This is a genomic window from Marinobacterium aestuarii, assembly GCF_001651805.1.
Taxonomy (GTDB): Bacteria; Pseudomonadota; Gammaproteobacteria; order Pseudomonadales; family Balneatricaceae; genus Marinobacterium_A; species Marinobacterium_A aestuarii.
The window spans coordinates 4,158,410-4,179,133 of the sequence record NZ_CP015839.1 but is presented as its reverse complement, the minus strand read 5'-3'; the positions used below and the strand labels follow the sequence as shown (position 1 = coordinate 4,179,133).

The window sequence follows — 20,724 nt, the reverse complement described above, 5'->3', positions numbered from 1 at the left end:
CCCGAGGTTCCTGTGGCGGTGAAAAAGTGATTTATGCGCGTAACGAAAGTCGCTGGCGTTAAAACGAAAGTATCCTGTCATCTTGTTGTAAATAGGTGACAGTAGAGTTGCAGCATCACCCACTGAGTTGGAGAAGCCCGATGCTGAAGCGAAATCTGAAACGCGGTGTTGCCGTCCTTGCCCTGTCACTGCCCCAGCTTGCGCTGGCGGCGGAAAAACTGGTGCTCTATACCAGCCAGCCGAATACCGATGCGCAACAGACGGTCGACGCCTTCAGCGCCGCCTATCCCGATATTGAGGTGGAGTGGGTACGCGATGGCACCACCAAACTGATGGCCAAGCTGCGGGCAGAGCTCAGTGCCGGTGTGGTCAAGCCGGATGTGCTGCTGATTGCTGACAGCGTCACCATGGAAGCGCTGGAGGCCGAAGGCCGGCTGCAGGCCTACCAGAGCCCGCAACGCAGCGCCTACGCCCCGGCACTGTATGACGCCGACGGCTATTACTACGGCACCAAGCAGATCACCACCGGCATTGTCTATAACACCGCGGCCGAGCTTAAACCCGGCAGCTGGTCGGATCTGGGCCTGCCGCAGTACAAGGGGCAGGTTGCGATGCCGAGCCCGCTTTACTCCGGGGCCGCGCTGATTCACCTGGCCATGATTACGGCGACGCCGGACCTTGGCTGGGATCACTATGCCAAGCTCAGTGCCAACCAGACCATGGCTCAGGGTGGCAACGGTGGGGTGCTTAAGGCAGTGGCGTCCGGTACCAAGCCCTATGGCGTGATCGTCGATTTCCTGGCTATTCGCGAGGCGGCCAAGGGATCACCGCTGAAATTTGTCTTCCCGGCCGAGGGTAGCAGTCTGGTGACTGAGCCTGTGGCCATTATGCAGGGCGCTCAAAATCCGCAGGCGGCGCAAAAGTTTGTTGATTTCGTGCTCTCCAGCGACGGTCAGCAGCTGGTGGCCAGCCAGGGTTACCTGCCGGCGCGCAACGGTATAGAGGCGCCTGCAGGCTTCCCGGCGCGGGATCAGATTCGTCTGCTGCCCTTCGATGCCGCTGCGGCACTGCAGGATGCCGAGGCCAACAAGCGTCGCTTCAGCGATCTGTTCGGCGGCTGAACTCGATGAATCCAGTGTCATTTGGCAGCCAGCCTCGCTGGCTGCTTATGCTGTTACTGCTGCTGATTACCCTGCTCAGCCTGCTGCCAAGCCTGCGCCTGTTGCTGGAGGCGTTTCGCCAGATTGAACTGGGCCTCGACTCGCCCTTTGCCGGTGTCATGCGGGCCTCCAGTACCTGGCGGGCGCTGGGGAACAGCCTGGTGACTGCGGGCCTGGGAACCCTGATCGCGGTGCTGCTGGGCAGTCTGTTTGCCTTCAGTATCAGCCTGACCAATATCCGCGCCCGCCAGTGGCTGGTGTTCTGCTTCATGCTGCCCATGATGATTCCGCCCCAGGTGACGGCGCTGAGCTGGCTGCAACTGTTCGGGCCGGCCAGTCCTTTGCTCAATACCCTGGGCCTGGCGCCACCACTGGGGTCGCCCCAGCCGCTCTATTCCGCCGCAGGCATTGCCCTGCTGCTGGGGATTCAGCATGCGCCGCTGGTGTATCTGGCGCTGCGTACCAGTCTGCTCAATATTCCGCGCGAACTGATCGAGGCGGGACGCATCAGCGGCGCCTCACAGTGGCGCCTGTGCCGTGACATGATCATTCCGCTGAGTCGTGGCGGACTGGTGGCGGGCACGTCTCTGGCGTTTGTTTCGGCGCTGGGAAATTTCGGTATCCCGGCGATGCTCGGTATTCCGGCCTCGTACTATGTACTGCCGACCCTTATCTACCAGCGCATGGCGGGCTTTGGCAGCCAGATGCTGACCGAGGTGGCGAGTCTGTCTGTGCTGATTGGTCTGCTGGCACTAGCGGGAGTCTGGCTGCAGCAACGTCTTTCCCGCGGTCGAGACTATGCGCTGATCGGCCACAGCGGCCAGGCGCAGAAGTTTCGCCTGGGGCCCTGGCGACCCTGGCTGGAGGCCATGCTGGTGCTGGTATTGCTGCTTATTCTGGTCGCGCCCCTGGTGGCGCTGCTGATCGGTTCAGTGGTGCCGGCGCTGGGTGTTGCGCTGAATGCAGACAGCTTCACGCTGGATGCCTATCTGCAGATGTTCAGTCGCCAGGGTGTGACGCTGCGGGCGATGGGCAATAGCCTGGTGCTGTCGATAGCGGCAGCATTGGTGCTGATGCTGCTAAGCCTGCCACTGGCCTGGTTTTTGCGCCAGTGTGCGCCGCGGCTGCAGACGCTGATCAGGAGCCTGATCGAAATCCCCTATGCGTTGCCGGGCGTAGTATTGGCGATCGCCTGCATCCTGCTGTTTGCGCGGCCCCTGCCACTGCTGGGCATCAGTATTTATGGCTCCCTGCTGGTCATTTTTGTTGCCTATCTGGCGCGCTTTCTCAGCGTGGCGTTCAAACCGGTGCAGGCGGTGGTGAGCCAGCTGGACCCTTCGCTGGATGAGGCGGCGCAGCTGGCCGGCGCCGGAGGCGTACGTCGGATGATCGATATAGTGCTGCCGCTGGTGGCGCCTGCGCTCTGTGCCGGTGGCCTGCTGGTGTTTCTGATCGCAGTGAATGAACTGACGGTCTCTGCACTTTTGTGGAGTACCGGCAACGAAACCCTGGGCGTACTGATTTTCAACCTTGATGAAAGCGGCGACACAGTGCTGGCCTCGGCGGTCTCGGTGGTGGTCGTGCTGATGGTGGCCGGACTCATGGCCCTGTTGAGTCTGTTGGGCAATCGTTTACCCAAAGGTGTTATCCCATGGCAGAGCTGATCCTTGATCAGGTGAGCAAACAATATGGCTGCGATACGGTTGTCGATCAGCTGTCGCTGACGATTCAGCAGGGAGCCTTTGTGGCGTTGCTGGGCCCCAGTGGCTGTGGCAAGAGCACCACCCTGCGCATGCTGGCGGGGTTTGAGTCCCTCAGTGGCGGCTCGATCAGCCTGAATGACCGTGTGCTGGCCGCTAACGGCATCCATCTGGCGCCGGAGCTGCGGGATATGGGCATGGTGTTCCAGTCCTATGCGCTTTGGCCCCATATGACGGTGGCTGAAAATGTCGGTTATGCGCTGCGCGTGCGCGGCATAAAGGGAGAAGCCCGGGCACGCAAGGTGCGCGAGGCGCTGGAGGTGGTGCGGCTGGAGCCCTATGCCGACAGTGCACCGCGGGATCTCAGTGGCGGTCAGCGCCAGCGCGTGGCCCTGGCCCGCTGTCTGGTGAGCGAGCCTGCGGTGGTGCTGCTGGATGAGCCTCTGGCCAACCTTGATCGCCACCTGCGAGCCTCGATGGAAGACAGCTTTCGTGAGTTTCACCGCCGTACCGGCGCCACTATGGTGTACGTCACCCATGATCAGTCCGAGGCTATGTCCCTGGCTGATCAGGTGGCGGTGATGCAGCACGGGCGTCTGGTGCAATGGGCCACACCGCAGCAGCTCTATGCCACACCGCGGACAGCCTGGCTGGCGGACTTTATCGGCGAAGGATGCATACTGGACGTGCCGGCGGTGACCGCAGGCCAGGCCGTGGACAGCGCAGCCCTGCATCAGGGCCTGATGCGCGCCGCGGCGCTGGAGGTGACGGCCCGGGCGCCGGTGCTGGTGCGGCCTCAGCATGTGCATATTTGTGGCCAGGGCGGTGGCGCTCAGGGCATAGCCGCGCGGGTGATCGACACCGCCTATAGAGGCGAGCGCTTCAGTGTGCGCCTGCGCCTGGCAGGAGAGCAGGAACTGCTGGCATACCATCCCCATGCGCTGGCGCTGGATCAGGAGGTACAAATAACACTGGAGCAGGGCTGGGCGCTGGAGCAGCACCCATGACATCCGCGGCCGATCACACCGCCTGCCGGGTCGAGGTCCTCAGCGGTCTGAATGCCAAGGCTCCGGCGGCGATTCTGGTTCACTGGTACGGGCGCTGCCTGTTGCTGGATGCAGGCGGTGCGCTGGAAGCCTGTGCCGACAGTGGCTGGGTGCTGCCGCAGATACCGGATGCGGTATTGCTGAGTCACGACCATGTTGATCACTGCGCGGCGCTGCACCAGGTGCCGGCGGATGTGCCTGTTTACGCCACGGCCCCAGTGGCCGCCGGGCTGCACGGCAGGCGGGATATTCGCCTGCTGCCGCTGCAGGGCTCGATCGACATTGCCGGCATTACCGTTACCACAGGCCAGGCCGGGCATTCGCTGGGCGGCGTCTGGCTGCATCTGGCCTTGGGGGATGGCGTTTTTTACAGCGGCGATTTCAGTCTGGAGTCGACGCTGTTTGCCTTAGATACGCCGCCGCCGGCCGCGCTGGCGTTGCTGGATGCCTCCTATGGACTCTATGACCGTGTCCAGCAGGTGTGTCGTGCAGAACTTGAGCCCTGGCTTGAGCGGCCCTTGCTGTTGCCGGTGCCGCCCTCGGGCCGGGCGCTGGAAATGGCACTCTGGCTGAACGACAGGCCCGAGTGTCCCTGGACTCTGGATGATCCCTGCCGCCGGCAGCTCGAACTGCTCCAACGCCTGGCGCCCGGGTTGCTGCAAGCCGGGGCCGCCGAGCGGCTGGCCCGGCTCAAGCCCCAGCCCTTCGGCGATGATGTGCCCATCATTCTTGCCGCCAACCCGGATGGGGTCGGTGGGGAAGCCGGACGCATTATTGCGCAGCAACCGCAGCGTGCCGTGCTCTACACCGGTTATATGCCTTCGGTGGCCCAGGCTCAGGTGGAGTCCGGGCGCGCCCACTGGCTGCGCTGGAATGTACATCCCAGGCTGACCGATGTGCTGCAGCTTGCCGGGGTGCTGGATGCCAGGCGCGTTGTACCGTTGTTCAGTCGTCTTGATCCCCTTGAAGCCTGGCAGCAGGCGCTGGGCAGCCGCTTGCTGATGCAAAACCTGATTGAGATATGAGCAGGAAGATAATATGCAACTGATTCGAAAACCCTTTGTGTTCATGCGCCATGGTGAAACGGCGCTGAACCGCGAGCAGCGCATCTGCGGCTCCACCGATATCCCGCTCAGCCCGCTGGGGGAAAAACAGGCACTGGCGGCGCGGGCGCTGCTGGCGCAGGACTGGAGCCTGGTGGCGACCAGTGGCTTGCTGCGGGCACAACAAACTGCGCGCCTGGCATTGCCCGACACCCGTTTGCTGATTGCGCCCGGGTTGAATGAGCGTCATTGGGGGGAGTTGGAAGGCGCACCCCTGAGCCAGTTGCTGCCCTATGGCAGTACGCCGGCGGGTGGCGAGAGCTGGTCCGAGTTCAGCCAGCGGGTGCTGCGGGTGCTGAATGCCTTGCTGGAGCAATATTCGCTGCCTTTGATAGTGGCGCACTCAGGCGTCTATCGCGTGATTCGCGATGCTATTACCGGCACGCCCGATGGGCCGCGGATTGAGAATGCGCGTCCCATGCGGATTGACCCGGTCGGTACTGGCACCGGCTGGGATCTGCAACTGTTTGAAAAGGAAGCTGTAAATGACTGATACGGTTATTGTGGATGTAGATGGAACCCTGGCTGAATTCGATCCTGCCAGTGTGGCGGATTGGGTGCTGGGGGATAGCAAACAGTGGACACCCTTTTTCCAGCATATGGCCAAGGCGCCGGCGATCGATGCGATACGCCGGCTGGTACGGATGCTGAAGGCCCAGGGGCAGATCATCGTCATCTGCAGCGGCAGGCCTGCCTCCCATAGCAGCGAAACCGAAGCCTGGCTGATACGCAACGAGGTGCCCTTCGACGCACTCTATCTGCGGGGGGAGGGGGATGATGCCGTGTCCGATGAGGATGTGAAAGCGCATTTGCTGGCGCAGATGCGGGCCGATGGCTTCAACCCCTGGCTGGTGCTGGATGACCGCTCAGCGGTGGTGGCGCGCTGGCGCGAACTGGGTTTGACCTGCCTGCAGTGCGCTCCGGGCGATTTCTAGCGCTTTGGCATCGCAAGAGCGGCCTGGGCGCCGTGCTTGCGATGCCACCTCTGTATCACCTGCCCATTTGCTGCGCTGATTGCGCGCTGCCGCTTTTCAAAAACATCACGACCATCAGTATCAGGCCGACCAGCACTGTGATGGACGACAGCGCCAGCACAGGCTCGAGCAGTTGCGGGTCCAGCACTTTGCCGTATACCAAAAACAGCGATACCAGCAGCACAATGGCACCCACCTGGTGCAGGCAGAACTGCAGAATGGCCAGTCCGCCGCGGCTATTGTGCAACCAGATCCGGTGCATGACCCCATAGATAAACGACAGCACAAAACCCAGCAGCATGATGTGGGCGTGGGTGACCAGCTGGCCGTGATCATGGGAGGCCGCCATGAAAATTCCCAGAAGCAGGCCGAGGACGGCGTAGGCCAGGGCGCAGCTTATGTATTGTCTGTCCATCGAAGTCTCCCAAAGTGTGAAGCCCCGCGGATCGCTCGGGGACGTCAGACAGTATAGGAGGCGCCAGAAAAATCGGATAAGTTACCGATCAGATAGTGCTTCAAGCGGCGATCATTCCCGCTCTCGAGCACCCTGGGCCCGAGAGGCGCCAGGCAGCATGCCCTGCTGCAGGGAGGCCACCAGTGGGCAGGCCATATCACCGCTGTGCTGGTGACAGGCGCCGACAAGGTCCGCCAAAGCCGCTTCAAGGCGCGTCAGATCCGCCAGTTTTTGCCGTACTTCCTGCAATTTTGCCTCGGCCAGCTCACTTGCCTCATCGCAATGGGTGCCGTCTTCGAGGCGCAACAGTTCGGCGACCTCATTCAGGCTGAAGCCCAGCCACTGGGCGGACTTGATAAACGCCAGCCGGGCCTGGTGTGCAGCGCCATAGCGGCGAATGCCGCCGTAGGGCTGGTGGGGCACCCTTAGCAGTCCCTTGCGCTGATAAAAGCGAATGGTTTCCACATTGACGCCGGCAGCCCTGGCCAGAGCGCCTATGGTCATGGAGGTCGCGTCTTTATTCACCGTCTTGACTCCGTACTTAACTACGGAAGTAACCTTAGCGCATCAACAGACCCCGCGAAAGGAGCTCACCCATGGTACAGCCCAGATCAATGGCGCGACTCGCTGGCCCGTTACCGTCACACTCAAAGGTGATGCCATGAATACGAAAACCCTGCTGTGTACCGGTGTTGTGGGCACGGTGCTGGTCATGCTGTGCTGCGTGACACCGATTCTGGTGATCCTGTTTGGCCTGGTAGGCCTGTCGGCGCTCACCGGCTACCTCGATTACGTGCTGCTGCCGGCGCTGGCGGTCTTTATCGCCCTGACGCTCTATGCGCTGTGGCGCAGGGGTAAGGGCTCGGGCTGCCGCTCGAAGTGCGCAACAGGAGACAAGCAGTGACTGGCATGAAGATGCAGGGGGTGGACGGCGACGGGGCCAGGCTGCATATCGCCGTTATCGGCAGCGGCGGGGCGGCGATGGCGGCGGCGCTCAAAGCGGTGGAGCGCGGCGCCAGGGTCAGCCTGATCGAGCGCGGCACCATTGGCGGCACCTGTGTGAATATTGGCTGTGTGCCGTCAAAAATCATGATTCGGGCGGCCCATATAGCGCATCTGCGCCGTCAGAGCCCATTCGATAATGGTATTGCGGCCAGCTCGCCGGCCATTCTGCGTGATCAGCTGCTGGCGCAGCAGCAGGGGCGTGTGGACGCGCTGCGTCACGCCAAGTACGAAGGCATTCTGCAAGGTACGCCCGCCATTAGTGTACTGCGGGGCGAGGCACGGTTCAGCGGTGAGCACAGTCTTAGGGTGAAGCTGCAGGACGGCGGTGAGCGGGGGTTAACGTTCGACCGCTGCCTGATCGCCACAGGCGCGAGCCCTGCCATCGCGGCCATACCGGGTCTTGCTGATACGCCTTACTGGACGTCCACGCAAGCCCTGGTCTGCGAACGCCTGCCGCAGCGGTTAGCGGTCATAGGCTCGTCCGTGGTCGCGGTGGAGCTGGCGCAGGCCTTTGCCCGCTTTGGCTGTCAGGTGACGATACTGGCGCGCAATCGCCTGCTGTTCAGTGAGGACCCTGCCATCGGTGAGGCGGTTACGGATGCCTTTCGTCAGGAAGGGATTCGGGTGCTGGAGCAGTGCCAGGCCCGGGAGGTGCGTTATGTCGAGGCTGAGTTCCTGCTCGATACCCCCGAGGGGGAGATCCGCTGTGATCAGCTGCTGGTCGCAACGGGGCGGGCACCCAATAGCGGAAATCTGGCGCTTGAGCGTGCCGGCGTCGGGGTTGATGCCCGCGGTGGCATTGTTATCGATGCACAGATGCGCACCCAGGCGGCCCATATCTATGCCGCCGGTGACTGTACCGATCAGCCGCAGTTCGTTTATGTGGCGGCGGCTGCCGGTACCCGCGCCGCCATTAACATGACAGGAGGCGATGCCCGCCTGGATCTCACCTGCATGCCGGCGGTGGTGTTCATCGATCCGCAGGTGGCTACTGTTGGCTACAGCGAAGCCCAGGCGCAGGGGCTTGGCATCAGGACGGACAGCCGTACGCTCAGCCTTGAGAGCGTGCCGCGCGCGCAGGCCAACTTTGACCTGCGCGGCTTTATCAAGCTGGTGGCAGACGCCGACACGGGCCGACTGATCGGAGTGCAGGCGGTGGCGCCCGAAGCCGGTGAGCTGATCCAGAGTGCGGCACTCGCCATCCGGGCACAGATGACGGTGCAGGATCTCGCCGACCAGTTATTCCCCTACCTGACCATGGTCGAGGGCCTGAAACTGGCTGCGCAGACCTTCAGCAAGGATGTCACCCAGCTGTCCTGCTGCGCAGGCTAGAGCTGGAGAGAGAGTAGAGCATCCAGAAGTCTCAGCCCTAAAACGAAAGAGGGCCCGCAATGGGCCCTCTGGGTGTCGCTATCATCAGCCCATCTGATCCATCAGTTCGCCGCACATTCGCCGCACAGCGACTCTTGCAGCGCGCTGCGCAGTGCATCTTGGCTCAGGCCGTTGGCGATCAGTACGTGCAGCTTGGCAAAGGCGGCTTCCAGCGTCAGGTCGCGGCCGGGAATCACGCCGATCCGGTTCAGGGCGGCGCCGGTGGCGTAGGCTCCCTGACTGACGCCCCCCCGGGCGCACTGGGTGATGTTGAGCAGCGTGATGCCGCGCTGGCTGGCATCTTCCAGTACCTGCATCAGGGCCTGGTTGGCGTCTGGTGGATTGCCGGCGCCGTAGGTCTGCAGCACCAGGGCGCGGATCGACGGGCCGGCCAGAATCGCTTCGGCGATGTGCGCGCTTATGCCGGGATAGAGCGGCAGCACCGCCACGGCATCGGCATCGAAGGGCGCCAGGCGGAATTCAGGCGTGCCCGCTGCCAGCAGTAGCTGTGGTTGCAATTCGAATTCGATACCGACGCGACCGAGCCAGGGAAAGCCGGGGGAGTCGAAGGCATCGAAGCCCGAGCTGCTGACCTTGACACTGCGGTTGCCCCGCAGCAGCCGGCCATTGAAGCAGATGCAGACTTCGCTGATGGCGGGGTTCGCCGCCAGCAGCAGCGCTGTGACCAGGTTATCCAGTGCATCGTTGCGCAGCTGCGCCAGCGGAATCTGCGAGCCGGTCAGGATCACCGGCTTGTTGATGCCCTTGAGCATGAACGACAGCGCCGCAGCACTGTAGGCCAGGGTATCGGTGCCGTGCAGCAGCACGAAACCGGCATAGTCGTCCCAGCGCTCGGCCAGCACCTGCGCCATCTGTTGCCAGTGGGCCGGCGTCAGGTTGGCGCTGTCGATCAGCTGCTCGAACTCGATCAGCTCGTAGGCCGGCAGCTGTCCGCTGGCGCGGTTGTCGAGCTGGCGCATGAGCTGATCGTGAAACCCGGGCATGGGCACATAGCCGTCGTGGGAGGGCATCATGCCGATGGTGCCACCGGTATAGATGATCAGAATCCGCTTGTTCATGAGACCTCTGCCTGGGGGGCGAGCATGGATTGCGGGCTCAGCAGCCGATCCAGCTGGGCTTCGTCCAGCAGGCCTTCTGCAATCACCAGTTCGCGCACTGTGGAGCCGGTATTGAGGGCGATGGAGGCAATGCGAGACGAATTGGAGTAACCGATATGAGGCACTAAGGCGGTAATGATGCCGATGCTGTTGTCCACATGACGCGCGCACTGTTCGCGGTTGGCTGTAATGCCGCTGATGCAGCGGGTTTCCAGCATGCGACAGGCCGAGCCCAGCATCTTCATGGAGTTCAACAGGTTGTAGACGATCAGCGGCTCCATGGCGTTGAGCTGCAGCTGGCCGGCTTCGGCTGCCAGGGTCACGGCCAGATCGCTGGCAATGACCTGATAGACGGTCTGGTTCACCGCTTCGGGAATCACCGGGTTGACCTTGCCGGGCATGATGGACGAACCCGGCTGCATCGCCGGCAGCTGGATTTCACCCAGCCCCGTGCGTGGGCCGCTGGACAGCAGACGCAGGTCGTTGCACATCTTGCCGAGCTTGACCGCAAAGCGCTTGAGGATGCCGGAGAAGAACACGAAGGCGCCCATGTCGGAGGTTGCTTCCACCAGGTGAGTGGCCGAGACCATGGGCAGACCGGAAATTTCGGCCAGGCGGCGTACGGCCAGGGCCCGGTAGCGCGGGTGGGCGTTGATGCCGGTTCCTATGGCAGTGCCGCCCAGATTGACTTCACACAAGAGGGTGCAGGCTTCGTTGATGCGGTCTATGTCCTCGCCCAGGTTTACCGAGAAGGCCTCGAATTCCTGCCCCAGGGTCATGGGCACGGCATCCTGTAACTGGGTGCGGCCCATCTTCACCACATCGGCGAATTCCAGTGCCTTGGCGGACAGCGCCCGGTTCAGGTTCTGGATGGCATCGATCAGGGGGCGGGCAGCAAACTGCACACCGACGCAAACCGCTGTCGGGTAGGCATCGTTGGTGGACTGGGAGCGGTTAACGTCGTCGTTGGGGTGCAGGTGCTGATACTGGCCCTTGTCGTGGCCGAGTTTTTCCAGCGCCAGGTTGGCGATGACTTCGTTGGCATTCATGTTGGTGGAGGTACCGGCACCGCCCTGGATCAGGTCCACCACAAACTGATCGTGCAGCTTGCCATCAATGATGTCGTTGCAGGCGGCGATGATGGCGTCGGCCTTGGCGACGGACAGCGCACCTATTTCGCGGTTGGCGGCCGCCGCCGCCGCTTTCACCATGGCCAGGGCATTGATGAGCTCGGGGAAATGGCTGATGGGCACGCCGGTAATATCGAAGTTGTCCAGCGCACGCTGGGTCTGGATGCCGTACCAGGCCTGGGCCTGAATTTCCATATCGCCAAGCAGGTCGTGTTCAGTACGTGTATTCATGGCAGTGCGTGACCTTCAGAAAAAGGACAGGGGGAGGCCCGCAGTCGGCATGGGCGCCTGCGGGCCGGAGGTAAGGTTGAAACCAGAGGTATAGCGCGGGGGCCGAAAAGCCCCCGTGGATCAGGTGTTAAATCAGGGTGTCTGCACGCTGGCGTTGCTGGCAGTTGGCAGCTGTCGGCTGGCGATCTTCAAGCTCGATTTCCCAGGCCGCCGGATCGACATTCATGTCGGCAAACTTGCTGGCATCGAAGACCGGCTGCTTGATACCGGCGCTGATCTGATCATCGAAGTCGCGCATGATGCGCAGGCCCGGCTTGATCAGCATGATCAGGGCGATCAGGTTGGCGACGGCCAGCAGTCCCATGGTCACATCGGCAAAAGCGAATACCGTGCCCAGGTCCGTGGTGGCACCCCAGCATACCAGGCCGATAATGGCGACACGGAAGCCGTTGAACAGATTCTGATTGTCGGTCTTGAAGAAGTTGATGCTGTTTTCGCCCAGGTAGTAGTTGTACAGAATGGTGCTGAAACCAAACAGCAGCAGTGCAACGCTGACGAAGCTGCGGCCCCATTCGCCGACATGATCGGCCAGGGAAGCCTGGGTCAGGGCAACACCGCCGATATCACCAATGCTGGCCGGGTCGTATACGCCGCTGAGCAGAATGATAAAGGCCGTGGCGGAGCAGATAATCAGAGTGTCGATAAAGACCGAAAATGACTGCACTATGCCCTGGTTGGCCGGGTGCGGTACATAGGCCACAGCCGCGACGTTAGGCGCACTGCCCAGGCCCGCTTCGTTGGAGAACAGACCACGCTTGACCCCCATCATGATGGCTGCACCAATACCGCCACCGATGGCAGGTTCAAGGCCAAAGGCGCTCTTGACGATCAGCATGAAGACATCGGGAATACGGTCCAGGTTCATGCCCAGTACCACCAGGGCGATAAGGATATAGCCCCCCGCCATCACTGGTACCAGAACCTCCGAGACTTTGGCGATACGCTTGACGCCACCGAAGATGATCAGGCCTACAACCATGGCAAGGCCAATGCCGGAATAGAACACAGACACACCAAAGGCATCCTCGATAGATGTGGCCACGGCGTAGGACTGCAGGGCGGTGAAGCCGAAGCCAAAGGTCAGCAGCAGCAGTATAGAGTACAGGCTGGCGAGCCACTTCCAGTTAGGGCCAAGACCCTTGGCGATGTAGTAAGCCGGGCCGCCGCGGTAGGTGCCATCGGGCTCGGCCTGCTTGTAGGCCTGGGCCAGGGTACATTCCAGATAGCTGGTGGCCATGCCCATCAGGCCGACCATCCACATCCAGAAGATAGCACCGGGGCCACCCAGGGTAATGGCGACGGCGACACCGGCGATATTGCCGCCACCGACACGGCCGGCGACAGACAGCAGCAGTGCCTGGAAGGAACTCAGGTGACCGTGCTTATCCTTCCTGAAGGCCTGGCTGGCGCTGAGGATACGGAACATGCGGCCGAAATAGCGGAATTGCACGAAGCGCGAGGCAAGAGTAAAACCGATACCGACGGCAATCAGCAGTGCAATCAGCACCTTGCCCCAGAGAAGGTCGTTGAGAAAATCCAGCATTGCGGGTCTCCGCTGTTTTGATTTTGTTATGGGTTATTTCACGGTGCCCATTTAAACAAGTGTCGAGGGCGCAGAAAATTTGACGCCCCTGTTAAATTTGGCGCACTATGGCGCGCCTTGGCGCAGTAAGTGCGTTAAAGTGCAACGTTAAATGCGGAATGACAGGCTGGGTGGGACCATGACGAATGACGATTTTCCCCGCAACCTGCGCCTGCTGTGCAGCTACTACAAGTCGATCGCCGAAGTCTGTCGGCGGCTGGAGATTAATCGCCCCCAGTTCAACCGTTACCTGAGTGGGCGTTACAAGCCCTCGGCCAGTACCCTGCGGCGCTTTTGCGATTTCTTTGGCGTGGAGGAGCACGAGATACTGCTGCCCCACGGCCAGTTCGAGCGGCTGATTCAGGTGCGGCCCCGCGGGCGGGCGGGCGAAACCCCGGCGCAACCTGAAACCGAGCACCTGGCGCGGCTGGCGAATCTGGGCACCGAGGGGCTGGAGCGCTATCTGGGGTATTACTTCGAGTATTACCTGTCCATGGCCAGCCCCGGCAAGCTGCTGCGCACCCTGGTGTGCCTGGAGCAGCGCGCTGAGCAGGTGTACTACCAGCGCACCGAGCGCATGGAGGCACACCCCGGCGCCAGACCGAGCCACAACTGCTACAGGGGCATGGCCTATTTCCTCGCCGGGCGCATCTTTATGGTGGATTACGAGTCACTGGGGTGCCATGAAGTAACCCAGACCATTCTGTTCCCGAGTTTCAAAAACCGCATTTCGCGCCTCACCGGCCTGAAACTGGGCGTTGCGGACAGCAGCGAGCGCATGCCCTGCTGCGCAAGGGTGCTGTACGAATATCTGGGGCCAGAGGTGAATGTGCACAAGGCGTTGGAGCTGTGCGGTGTTTACGAGCTGGAATCAGCGGAAATCGATGCCTCGATTCGTGAGGCCGTGCAAAACGATATGGCTGCAGACGAATGGCATTTCAGGGCGCGTTACTGAGGCGTCGCAGGTCTAGCGGTTATGCCTGACTCGCGATTCAATTCCCTCAGTGCAGCTCCTTGTGTTCGCGGGCCAGAATGCTGTCGGCATCAAGCTCGCGCAGCGGCACCCGGGGGCTGCGCGGAATGTCGCCGCTCATTTGCAGCCAGAGGTACCGGGTAGCGCAGACGCGCAGGAAGGAGGTGAAGTTGCCCAGGTCATGGCCGGCATCGATGGACTCGTGGTACAGGCGGGTGATCATCTGCGGCACGTTCATGTCATCGCGCCGGGCAACCTCTTCCAGGATGCCCCAGAAACAGTTTTCCAGCCGAACACTGGTGACCATGCCATCAATGCGCAGTGAGCGCGTGGAGCTGACCCAAAGCTGGGGATCAGCCTGGATAAAGAGTTTGCACATGGTGCTGTCCTCCGGTGTTCTCTTTCGCAAGAACGCCAGTGTAGCGCACCGGAGAACCTCCGGTGCGCGCTGTTCACGACTCAGGCGTTCAAGAGCGCCATGAACTGGGACAGCCAGGCGGGGTGCGCGGGCCAGGCGGGCGCCGTGACCAGGTTGCCGTCGGTGATGGCGGCATCGATGGCAATATCAGCATATTCGCCACCGGCTTGTTCCACTTCGGGGCGACAGGCGGGGTAGGCCGAGCAGGAGCGGCCTTTGAGCACGCCGGCGGCGCTGAGCAGCTGTGCACCGTGGCATACGGCGGCAACGGGTTTGTTGGCGCTGAAAAAGTGCCGCACCATGGCCAGTACTTCGGGGTTCAGGCGCAGGTATTCCGGCGCCCGGCCACCTGGGATCACCAAGGCATCGTAATCCGTAACAGCGATGGCATCGAAGCTGGCGTTGAGGCTGAAGTTGTGGCCGCGTTTTTCGGTGTAGGTCTGATCCCCCTCGAAGTCGTGAATCGCCGTGGCAACGGTGTCGCCGGCCTTTTTGCCTGGGCACACGGCATCCACCTGATGGCCGACCGCGAGCAGGGTCTGGAAGGGCACCATGGTTTCATAGTCTTCGGTGAAGTCGCCGGTAATCATGAGAATTTTCTTATTGTGCATGGCTGCGATCCTGCAATCTGTTTAATGGAGGCTCAGTTGTAACAGCGCCGCGGCCGCAGGTGGTATTAGCTGAGTACTACAGAGTTGCGAGACTGGCGTGGGGGACAACAAGCGGGGTTTTCACATTGGGCACAACAGGCGTATGTCTGGCTCTATTTCTGGCGCTGCCTTAAGGGGGGAAAAGCGCGCCGAATTTTTGCTCGCCTTTTGCGGATCCTTGCTCCAGGGCCCAATGCTGCTGAACGAAATTTGATCGACTATGCATTGGTCCGGGGAGTCTTCTATGGCACTGCTTGTGGTAAAAAGCGCGCCGAATTTTTGCTCGCCTTTTGCGGAACCTTGCTCCAGGGCCCAATGCTGCTGAACGAAATTTGATCGACCATGCATTGGTCCGGCGAGTCTTCTGTGGCACTGCTTGTGGTAAAAAGCGCGCCGAATTTTTGCTCGCCTTTTGCGGAACCTTGCTCCAGAGCCCAATGCTGCTGAACGAAATTTGATCGACCATGCATTGGTCCGGCGAGTCTTCTATGGCATAATATGCGCCGAATTTTTGCCATCTTTTGCAGATCCTGCCCCATGGGGCGGTAGCTGCGTTTCTATCAGCTCTCTACTCGGTACTAACCATTGCTGACAACTGCGAATATCACCATGCAGTTTGGCGCCAAGCCGCTGTTTGAAAATGTCTCCGTCAAATTCGGCGACGGCAACCGCTACGGCCTGATCGGCGCCAACGGCTGTGGCAAGTCCACCTTCATGAAAATCCTCGGTGGCGACCTGGATGCCTCCGGCGGTAACGTCTCCAAGGATGCCAACGAGCGCGTCGGCAAGCTGCGCCAGGATCAATTTGCCTACGAAGAGTTCAGCGTGGTGGATACCGTGATCATGGGTCACGACGATCTGTGGAAGATCAAGGCGGCGCGTGATGCGATCTACGCCAAGCCTGAAATGACCGAGGAAGACGGCATCATGGCCGGCCATCTGGAAGCGGATTTCGCCGAGATGGATGGCTACACGGCTGAGTCCCGCGCCGGCGAGCTGTTGCTGGGCGTCGGTATTCCGGTAGAACAGCATTTCGGCCCCATGAGCGAAATCGCGCCGGGCTGGAAACTGCGTGTGCTGCTGGCCCAGGTGCTGTTTTCAGACCCGGACATCATGCTGCTCGACGAGCCGACCAACAACCTGGATATCAACACTATCCGCTGGCTGGAAACGGTGCTCAACGAGCGTAACTGCACCATGATCATCATTTCCCATGACCGTCACTTCCTGAACAGCGTCTGCACCCATATGGCCGACCTGGATTACGGTGAGCTGCGTCTGTACCCCGGCACCTACGACGAGTACATGACCGCCGCAACGCAGTTGCGCGAGCGTCAGTACTCCGACAATGCCAAGAAAAAGGCCCAGATTGCGGATCTCAAGGCGTTCGTTAGCCGCTTTTCGGCCAACGCGTCTAAATCCAAGCAGGCGACATCCCGTGCCAAGCAGATCGACAAAATCACGCTGGACGAGATCAAGCCTTCAAGCCGCCAGAGTCCCTACATCATTTTTGATCAGGACAAGAAGCTGCACCGTACCGCGCTGGAAGTCGAAGGTCTGGCGAAGCGCTTTGACGAAGAGCTGTTTTCCGGCCTTAACCTGCGCGTCGGTGTGGGCGAGCGTATTGCCATCATAGGCCCCAACGGTATCGGCAAGTCCACCCTGCTGAAATGCATGATGGGTGAACTTGAGCCCAGTGCAGGCAAGATCAAGTGGTCTGAGAACAGCCAGCTGGGTTATTACGCCCAGGATCACGCGTCCGACTTCGAGAAAAAGGTCACGCTATTCGACTGGATGGCGCAGTGGGGCCAGAAAGGCGACGACGAGCAGTCGATTCGCAGCATTCTGGGGCGTCTGCTGTTTTCCCAGAACGACATTAACAAGACGGTGAAGGTCATCTCCGGTGGTGAGCAGGGTCGCATGCTGTTCGGCAAGCTGATGCTGCAGCGCCCCAATATCATGCTGATGGATGAGCCGACCAACCACTTGGACATGGAATCCATCGAGGCGCTCAACCTGGCGCTGGAAAACTACCCCGGTACGCTGCTGTTTGTCAGCCATGACCGTGAGTTCGTTTCCTCCCTGGCGACCCGCATCATCGAGCTGACACCCACAGGTATCGTCGACTTCCACGGCAGCTACGAAGACTACCTGCGCAGCCAGGGCATCTGATAGCACAGGCTCCAATGCCAGGGCTCGGACATTCCGCAGGGATGCCGGGCCCTGTTTCGTTCTGGCTCTGTTATTCTTGGCGCGGGAACGACGGGGGCCGGTCGCGGTCATCTGATGAGTGCCTGCTGTGTCTGTATCGCCAGGCAGGTGCTTGCGGGCTTACCCGGCAGCGGCCGGCAATACTATCGCAGGCTCCCCTGCAGCTCCCGTCTACACACATATGGAGGTAGCCTTATGACGTTCAACACACTGACACCCGAAGAACAGCGCGTTATTCAGGACAAGGGCACGGAACGTCCCTTTAGCGGTGCGTTCAACGAGCACTTCGAGAATGGTCTCTATCTATGCAAGCAGTGTGATGCGCCGCTGTACCGTTCGGAACACAAGTTTCCTTCTCACTGTGGCTGGCCGAGCTTTGATGATGAAATCGAAGGCGCCGTGGCGCGTCATGTCGATGCCGACGGGCGCCGCACCGAGATCGTCTGTGCTCACTGCGGCGGACACCTGGGCCATGTGTTTGAAGGCGAGATGCAGACCGCGAAAAACATTCGCCACTGCGTCAACTCCATCTCCATGAACTTCGTCAGCGCAGAAGAACTGGCGCTGGAAAGTGGCAGTGAACTGAAAAAGGCCTACTTTGCCGGCGGCTGCTTCTGGGGCGTAGAGCATCTGCTGCAGCAGGTACCGGGTGTTGAAGCTGTGGTGTCGGGCTATATGGGCGGCCCCTCGGAGAATCCGACCTATACCCAGGTGTGCAGCAAGACCAGCGGTCATCTGGAAGTGGTTGAGGTCAGCTATGATGCCGGCCAGGTGAGCTACGAAACCCTGGCCAAGCTGTTCTTCGAGATTCACGATCCGACCCAGTTGGGCGGGCAGGGGCCAGATCTGGGCCCGCAGTACGCCTCCGCGATCTTTGTTGAAAATGATCAGGAGCGCGAAACCATCGAGGGTCTGATCGATATCCTCAAGGGCAAGGGTCATGACGTTGTCACCAAGGTGCTACCCATGGCGCCTTTCTGGCGCGCTGAAGAGTATCACCAGGACTATTACGCCAAGACCGGCAAGACGCCTTACTGCCACAGTTACGAAAAGAAATTCTGAGATCCTGGCGCTTTTGATCCAGAGCCCCGGCCGCGCCGGAGCTCTGGTCTGGCGGGCAGGAACCTCTGCAACAATGAAGTGGGGTGGGTCATTAATATGAGGCTTCTGAAATAAGCAGTTGACGCCACCCTGTGGTCATGTATAATTCAGCCTTACCTGAAAGTACGACCTATATTTATGCACACATTTTCGATGTCCTGTTTTAGAACTTCGTCCTGTTTTTCATAAGTAAGCGCCACTTTTAGTCCAACGACCTTTTCTTATAAAGGTCATTAAATTACTCTTGAATTATCAGGAAATATTATTATGTCTACTACTACCGGCACCGTAAAATGGTTCAACGAAGCTAAAGGTTTTGGTTTCATCGAACAGGAATCTGGTCCTGACGTTTTCGCTCACTTCCGTGCGATCACTGGTTCTGGCTTCAAGACTCTGGTCGAAGGCCAGAAAGTTGAGTTCACAGTTACTCAGGGCCAGAAGGGTCCTCAGGCTGAGAACATCGTAATTCTGTAAATCAGAATCACGACTGACATCGTAGCGATATGATGTCACCCTCGACTCTCTGAGTTGAGCGATAAAAAAGGCGAAACCTTCGGGATTCGCCTTTTTTTGTGGGCGCTCGAAAATTTCCGGTAATTGGTAATTGGTAATTGGTAATTGGTAATTGGTAATTTGTCATTTGTAAGCCATGAGCTGTAAGCTGACAGCTTTAAGCTTACGGCTGGTATGAGGTGATTGGTAAATAGTGACTGGTCATTGGCAGGCGTAACCTGCACGCTGATCACGAATCACGAATCACGAATCACGAATCACGAATCACGAATCACGAATCACGAATCACGAATCACGAATCACGAATCACGAATCACGAATCACCTTTCCCTGCAGTATCTTGCCCCGTACCGGGCAGTAAAAAGCCCGCCGAAGCGGGCTTTGCCTGAGTGCGGATTCGTTAGCGACTGGCCTGACTCTCGCCATTCATTTTCATTTCGATCTGCAGCCGCTCCTGTTCTTCGTCCGCCAGGGTCTTCTTCGGCAGTATCAGGTTGAGCACTATGGCGACAAAGGCCGCGACCACTATGGGTGATCCGCCCACGACCAGCTTCAGCATCTCTGGAAATTGTGCAATGGCGTCCGGTACCGCGTAAATACCCATGCTCAGGGCCAGCGCCAGGCTGACGATGGTCACATTGCGCGACGACATTTCTTCCTTGGTGATCAGTTTGATGCCGGTCATGGTGATCATGCCGAAGACAATGATGGTGGCGCCACCCAGCACCGGGAACGGGATGGTGGTGATCAGGGCGCCGAACTTGGGAATAAAGCCCGCCACCAGCATAAAGCCCGCCGCCAGCGCCAGCACGAAACGGCTGATGACCTTGGTCATGGCGACGATGCCGACATTCTGACTGTAGGACGCCGTGGGCAGGGCACCGAAGAACGAACCCAGCAGGGTGCAGACACCATTGCCGAGCAGGCCGCCGGACAGCTCGCGGTCAGACAGCTCCCGATTCATGGCGCCCACGGTGGTGGCAGACAGATCGCCGATGGTCTGTACCGAATTGATCACGCAGATGATCACCATGGAGATAATGGCCGCGGTATGGAATTCCAGCTCGAACTGCATGGGGCTGGGTGCCGTAAACCAGGGAGCGGCGGCGATGGGGCTGAAATCCACCAGGCCGCAGAAGACAGACAGCACATAACCCACGGCGATGCCGCAGATAATGGAGGCCAGTTGCAGGAAGCCCCGGGCGAAGTGGGAAACACCCAGCACCACCAGTAGTGTAATGATGGCGATGCCCCAGTTCAGCAGTGAGCCGCGGCTGCTACTGGCCACGCCGCCGGCCATATAGTTGATGGCGATGTCATAGAGTGACAGGCCGATGACCAGCACCACAGTGCCGGCCACCACCGGTGTGAACAGGCCGCGAATGTGGCGAATAAAGACCGCCACCAGCATCATGGCAAGACCGCCTGCGACCTGGGCGCCAAGAATTCCGCTGATACCGTACTGGGCGCCAATGGCGGTAAGCGTCGGCACATAGGCAAAGCCCACACCAAAGATGGCGGGCAGGCGCGCGCCCATCCTGCCAATGCAATACAGCTGTAACAGGGTGGAGATGCCGGAGGCAATCAGGGCGATCTGAATCAGCGCCATTTTTTCGTCCAGGGATGCGTTTACCGCACCCACGACGATGATGGGCACCGTAACGGTCCCCATCATCATGGCCAGAATATGCTGCAGGGAGAGCGGCAGGGCCTTGAGAATCGGCGGCCGGCCGTAGAAATCGAACAGGGAGGTACTGCGGTTGCGCGTAGTCATGGCAAGAGCCCCAGGAAGGTCATTGTGATCGAGCGTCTAGTACGTCGGCGCGGATTGATTTCCTGCGCGGCGGGGCCGCTGCAAATCGCGAGTATCCACGGGGTCTGGGCGTCTGCTGACGTCTGTGCTGAGCGCTTTCATACTGTTCCT

20 protein-coding genes are annotated in these 20,724 nt (G+C 60.2%); 12 read left to right on the top strand and 8 right to left on the bottom strand.

Annotated features, from left to right (window positions below; all coding sequences use genetic code 11):
• Positions 1-140: 140 nt before the first annotated feature.
• The 6 genes from A8C75_RS18250 to A8C75_RS18225 are packed head-to-tail and all read left to right on the top strand — an operon-like array spanning position 141 to position 5,944.
• Positions 141-1,121, top strand: coding sequence for an ABC transporter substrate-binding protein (locus tag A8C75_RS18250; RefSeq protein WP_067385638.1), 981 nt, complete (start codon positions 141-143; stop codon positions 1,119-1,121).
• Positions 1,122-1,126: 5 nt separating this feature from the next.
• A complete protein-coding gene (locus A8C75_RS18245) occupies positions 1,127-2,824 on the top strand; it encodes an ABC transporter permease (protein WP_067385636.1) in 1,698 nt (565 codons plus the stop codon).
• A complete protein-coding gene (locus A8C75_RS18240; protein ID WP_067385634.1) occupies positions 2,812-3,867 on the top strand; it encodes an ABC transporter ATP-binding protein in 1,056 nt (351 codons plus the stop codon). The genes A8C75_RS18245 and A8C75_RS18240 overlap by 13 nt, the downstream gene beginning before the upstream one ends.
• Positions 3,864-4,931, top strand: coding sequence for an MBL fold metallo-hydrolase (locus A8C75_RS18235; protein WP_067385633.1), 1,068 nt, complete (start codon positions 3,864-3,866; stop codon positions 4,929-4,931). The genes A8C75_RS18240 and A8C75_RS18235 overlap by 4 nt, the downstream gene beginning before the upstream one ends.
• 13 nt (positions 4,932-4,944) lie before the next feature.
• On the top strand, positions 4,945-5,502 hold the full coding sequence (locus A8C75_RS18230; RefSeq protein WP_067385631.1) for a histidine phosphatase family protein: 558 nt from the start codon (positions 4,945-4,947) through the stop codon (positions 5,500-5,502).
• Positions 5,495-5,944, top strand: a complete 450-nt coding sequence (locus A8C75_RS18225) for a phosphatase domain-containing protein (protein WP_067385629.1) — start codon at positions 5,495-5,497, stop codon at positions 5,942-5,944. The genes A8C75_RS18230 and A8C75_RS18225 overlap by 8 nt, the downstream gene beginning before the upstream one ends.
• A 55-nt stretch (positions 5,945-5,999) precedes the next feature.
• On the opposite strand, the gene A8C75_RS18220 is transcribed toward A8C75_RS18225, so the two are convergent.
• Both A8C75_RS18220 and merR read right to left on the bottom strand, forming a co-directional pair.
• Entirely contained in the window at positions 6,000-6,398 is a 399-nt protein-coding gene (locus tag A8C75_RS18220) for a TonB-dependent receptor (RefSeq protein ID WP_067385627.1), read from the bottom strand.
• Positions 6,399-6,509: 111 nt separating this feature from the next.
• A complete protein-coding gene (merR, locus tag A8C75_RS18215; protein WP_472387575.1) occupies positions 6,510-6,962 on the bottom strand; it encodes an Hg(II)-responsive transcriptional regulator in 453 nt (150 codons plus the stop codon).
• Positions 6,963-7,098: 136 nt separating this feature from the next.
• Here merR and merF point away from each other — a divergent pair, with 136 nt between their 5' ends.
• Both merF and merA read left to right on the top strand, forming a co-directional pair.
• Complete coding sequence (gene merF / locus A8C75_RS18210; RefSeq protein ID WP_067385624.1) at positions 7,099-7,341, top strand: mercury resistance system transport protein MerF; 243 nt, start codon at positions 7,099-7,101, stop codon at positions 7,339-7,341.
• Between the two features lie 5 nt (positions 7,342-7,346).
• Complete coding sequence (gene merA / locus A8C75_RS18205; RefSeq protein WP_084784143.1) at positions 7,347-8,774, top strand: mercury(II) reductase; 1,428 nt, start codon at positions 7,347-7,349, stop codon at positions 8,772-8,774.
• Positions 8,775-8,875: 101 nt separating this feature from the next.
• Here merA and ansA read toward each other — a convergent pair whose 3' ends face one another.
• The 3 genes from ansA to A8C75_RS18190 all read right to left on the bottom strand — a co-directional run bounded on the left by ansA (position 8,876) and on the right by A8C75_RS18190 (position 12,895).
• The gene (gene ansA / locus A8C75_RS18200; protein WP_067385621.1) at positions 8,876-9,892 is read right to left on the bottom strand and encodes an asparaginase; all 1,017 of its coding nucleotides are present in this window, start codon (positions 9,890-9,892) and stop codon (positions 8,876-8,878) included.
• Complete coding sequence (gene aspA / locus A8C75_RS18195) at positions 9,889-11,292, bottom strand: aspartate ammonia-lyase (RefSeq protein ID WP_067385619.1); 1,404 nt, start codon at positions 11,290-11,292, stop codon at positions 9,889-9,891. The genes ansA and aspA overlap by 4 nt, the downstream gene beginning before the upstream one ends.
• A 127-nt stretch (positions 11,293-11,419) precedes the next feature.
• On the bottom strand, positions 11,420-12,895 hold the full coding sequence (locus A8C75_RS18190; protein WP_067385617.1) for an alanine/glycine:cation symporter family protein: 1,476 nt from the start codon (positions 12,893-12,895) through the stop codon (positions 11,420-11,422).
• Positions 12,896-13,073: 178 nt separating this feature from the next.
• Between A8C75_RS18190 and A8C75_RS18185 the strand changes: the two genes are divergently transcribed.
• On the top strand, positions 13,074-13,889 hold the full coding sequence (locus A8C75_RS18185; protein ID WP_067385616.1) for a helix-turn-helix domain-containing protein: 816 nt from the start codon (positions 13,074-13,076) through the stop codon (positions 13,887-13,889).
• A gap of 46 nt (positions 13,890-13,935) precedes the next feature.
• Here A8C75_RS18185 and A8C75_RS18180 read toward each other — a convergent pair whose 3' ends face one another.
• Together A8C75_RS18180 and A8C75_RS18175 are read right to left on the bottom strand one after the other, a co-directional pair.
• A complete protein-coding gene (locus tag A8C75_RS18180; protein WP_067385614.1) occupies positions 13,936-14,286 on the bottom strand; it encodes a ribbon-helix-helix domain-containing protein in 351 nt (116 codons plus the stop codon).
• A gap of 80 nt (positions 14,287-14,366) precedes the next feature.
• Positions 14,367-14,936: a DJ-1/PfpI family protein gene (locus tag A8C75_RS18175; RefSeq protein WP_067385612.1), complete on the bottom strand. Its 570-nt coding sequence runs from the start codon at positions 14,934-14,936 to the stop codon at positions 14,367-14,369.
• A gap of 624 nt (positions 14,937-15,560) precedes the next feature.
• Here A8C75_RS18175 and A8C75_RS18165 point away from each other — a divergent pair.
• The 3 genes from A8C75_RS18165 (at position 15,561) to A8C75_RS18155 (ending at position 18,761) form a co-directional block, all read left to right on the top strand.
• Complete coding sequence (locus tag A8C75_RS18165) at positions 15,561-17,147, top strand: ABC-F family ATPase (protein ID WP_067385609.1); 1,587 nt, start codon at positions 15,561-15,563, stop codon at positions 17,145-17,147.
• Between the two features lie 234 nt (positions 17,148-17,381).
• Entirely contained in the window at positions 17,382-18,248 is an 867-nt protein-coding gene (locus A8C75_RS18160) for a bifunctional methionine sulfoxide reductase B/A protein (RefSeq protein ID WP_067385607.1), read from the top strand.
• Between the two features lie 306 nt (positions 18,249-18,554).
• The gene (locus A8C75_RS18155; protein ID WP_020683157.1) at positions 18,555-18,761 is read left to right on the top strand and encodes a cold-shock protein; all 207 of its coding nucleotides are present in this window, start codon (positions 18,555-18,557) and stop codon (positions 18,759-18,761) included.
• Between the two features lie 439 nt (positions 18,762-19,200).
• Here A8C75_RS18155 and A8C75_RS18150 read toward each other — a convergent pair whose 3' ends face one another.
• The gene (locus A8C75_RS18150) at positions 19,201-20,574 is read right to left on the bottom strand and encodes a uracil-xanthine permease family protein (protein WP_067385604.1); all 1,374 of its coding nucleotides are present in this window, start codon (positions 20,572-20,574) and stop codon (positions 19,201-19,203) included.
• Between the last annotated feature and the right edge of the window lie 150 nt (positions 20,575-20,724).

What these genes read in the sequence shown, in the direction of transcription:
- A8C75_RS18250 (WP_067385638.1), top strand. Translation starts at nt 141, where the DNA reads ATGCTGAAGCGAAATCTGAAACGCGGTGTTGCCGTCCTTGCCCTGTCA.
- A8C75_RS18245 (WP_067385636.1), top strand. Translation starts at nt 1,127, where the DNA reads ATGAATCCAGTGTCATTTGGCAGCCAGCCTCGCTGGCTGCTTATGCTG.
- A8C75_RS18240 (WP_067385634.1), top strand. Translation starts at nt 2,812, where the DNA reads ATGGCAGAGCTGATCCTTGATCAGGTGAGCAAACAATATGGCTGCGAT.
- A8C75_RS18235 (WP_067385633.1), top strand. Translation starts at nt 3,864, where the DNA reads ATGACATCCGCGGCCGATCACACCGCCTGCCGGGTCGAGGTCCTCAGC.
- A8C75_RS18230 (WP_067385631.1), top strand. Translation starts at nt 4,945, where the DNA reads ATGCAACTGATTCGAAAACCCTTTGTGTTCATGCGCCATGGTGAAACG.
- A8C75_RS18225 (WP_067385629.1), top strand. Translation starts at nt 5,495, where the DNA reads ATGACTGATACGGTTATTGTGGATGTAGATGGAACCCTGGCTGAATTC.
- A8C75_RS18220 (WP_067385627.1), bottom strand. Translation starts at nt 6,398, where the DNA reads ATGGACAGACAATACATAAGCTGCGCCCTGGCCTACGCCGTCCTCGGC.
- merF (WP_067385624.1), top strand. Translation starts at nt 7,099, where the DNA reads ATGAATACGAAAACCCTGCTGTGTACCGGTGTTGTGGGCACGGTGCTG.
- merA (WP_084784143.1), top strand. Translation starts at nt 7,347, where the DNA reads ATGAAGATGCAGGGGGTGGACGGCGACGGGGCCAGGCTGCATATCGCC.
- ansA (WP_067385621.1), bottom strand. Translation starts at nt 9,892, where the DNA reads ATGAACAAGCGGATTCTGATCATCTATACCGGTGGCACCATCGGCATG.
- aspA (WP_067385619.1), bottom strand. Translation starts at nt 11,292, where the DNA reads ATGAATACACGTACTGAACACGACCTGCTTGGCGATATGGAAATTCAG.
- A8C75_RS18190 (WP_067385617.1), bottom strand. Translation starts at nt 12,895, where the DNA reads ATGCTGGATTTTCTCAACGACCTTCTCTGGGGCAAGGTGCTGATTGCA.
- A8C75_RS18185 (WP_067385616.1), top strand. Translation starts at nt 13,074, where the DNA reads ATGACGAATGACGATTTTCCCCGCAACCTGCGCCTGCTGTGCAGCTAC.
- A8C75_RS18180 (WP_067385614.1), bottom strand. Translation starts at nt 14,286, where the DNA reads ATGTGCAAACTCTTTATCCAGGCTGATCCCCAGCTTTGGGTCAGCTCC.
- A8C75_RS18175 (WP_067385612.1), bottom strand. Translation starts at nt 14,936, where the DNA reads ATGCACAATAAGAAAATTCTCATGATTACCGGCGACTTCACCGAAGAC.
- A8C75_RS18160 (WP_067385607.1), top strand. Translation starts at nt 17,382, where the DNA reads ATGACGTTCAACACACTGACACCCGAAGAACAGCGCGTTATTCAGGAC.
- A8C75_RS18155 (WP_020683157.1), top strand. Translation starts at nt 18,555, where the DNA reads ATGTCTACTACTACCGGCACCGTAAAATGGTTCAACGAAGCTAAAGGT.
- A8C75_RS18150 (WP_067385604.1), bottom strand. Translation starts at nt 20,574, where the DNA reads ATGACTACGCGCAACCGCAGTACCTCCCTGTTCGATTTCTACGGCCGG.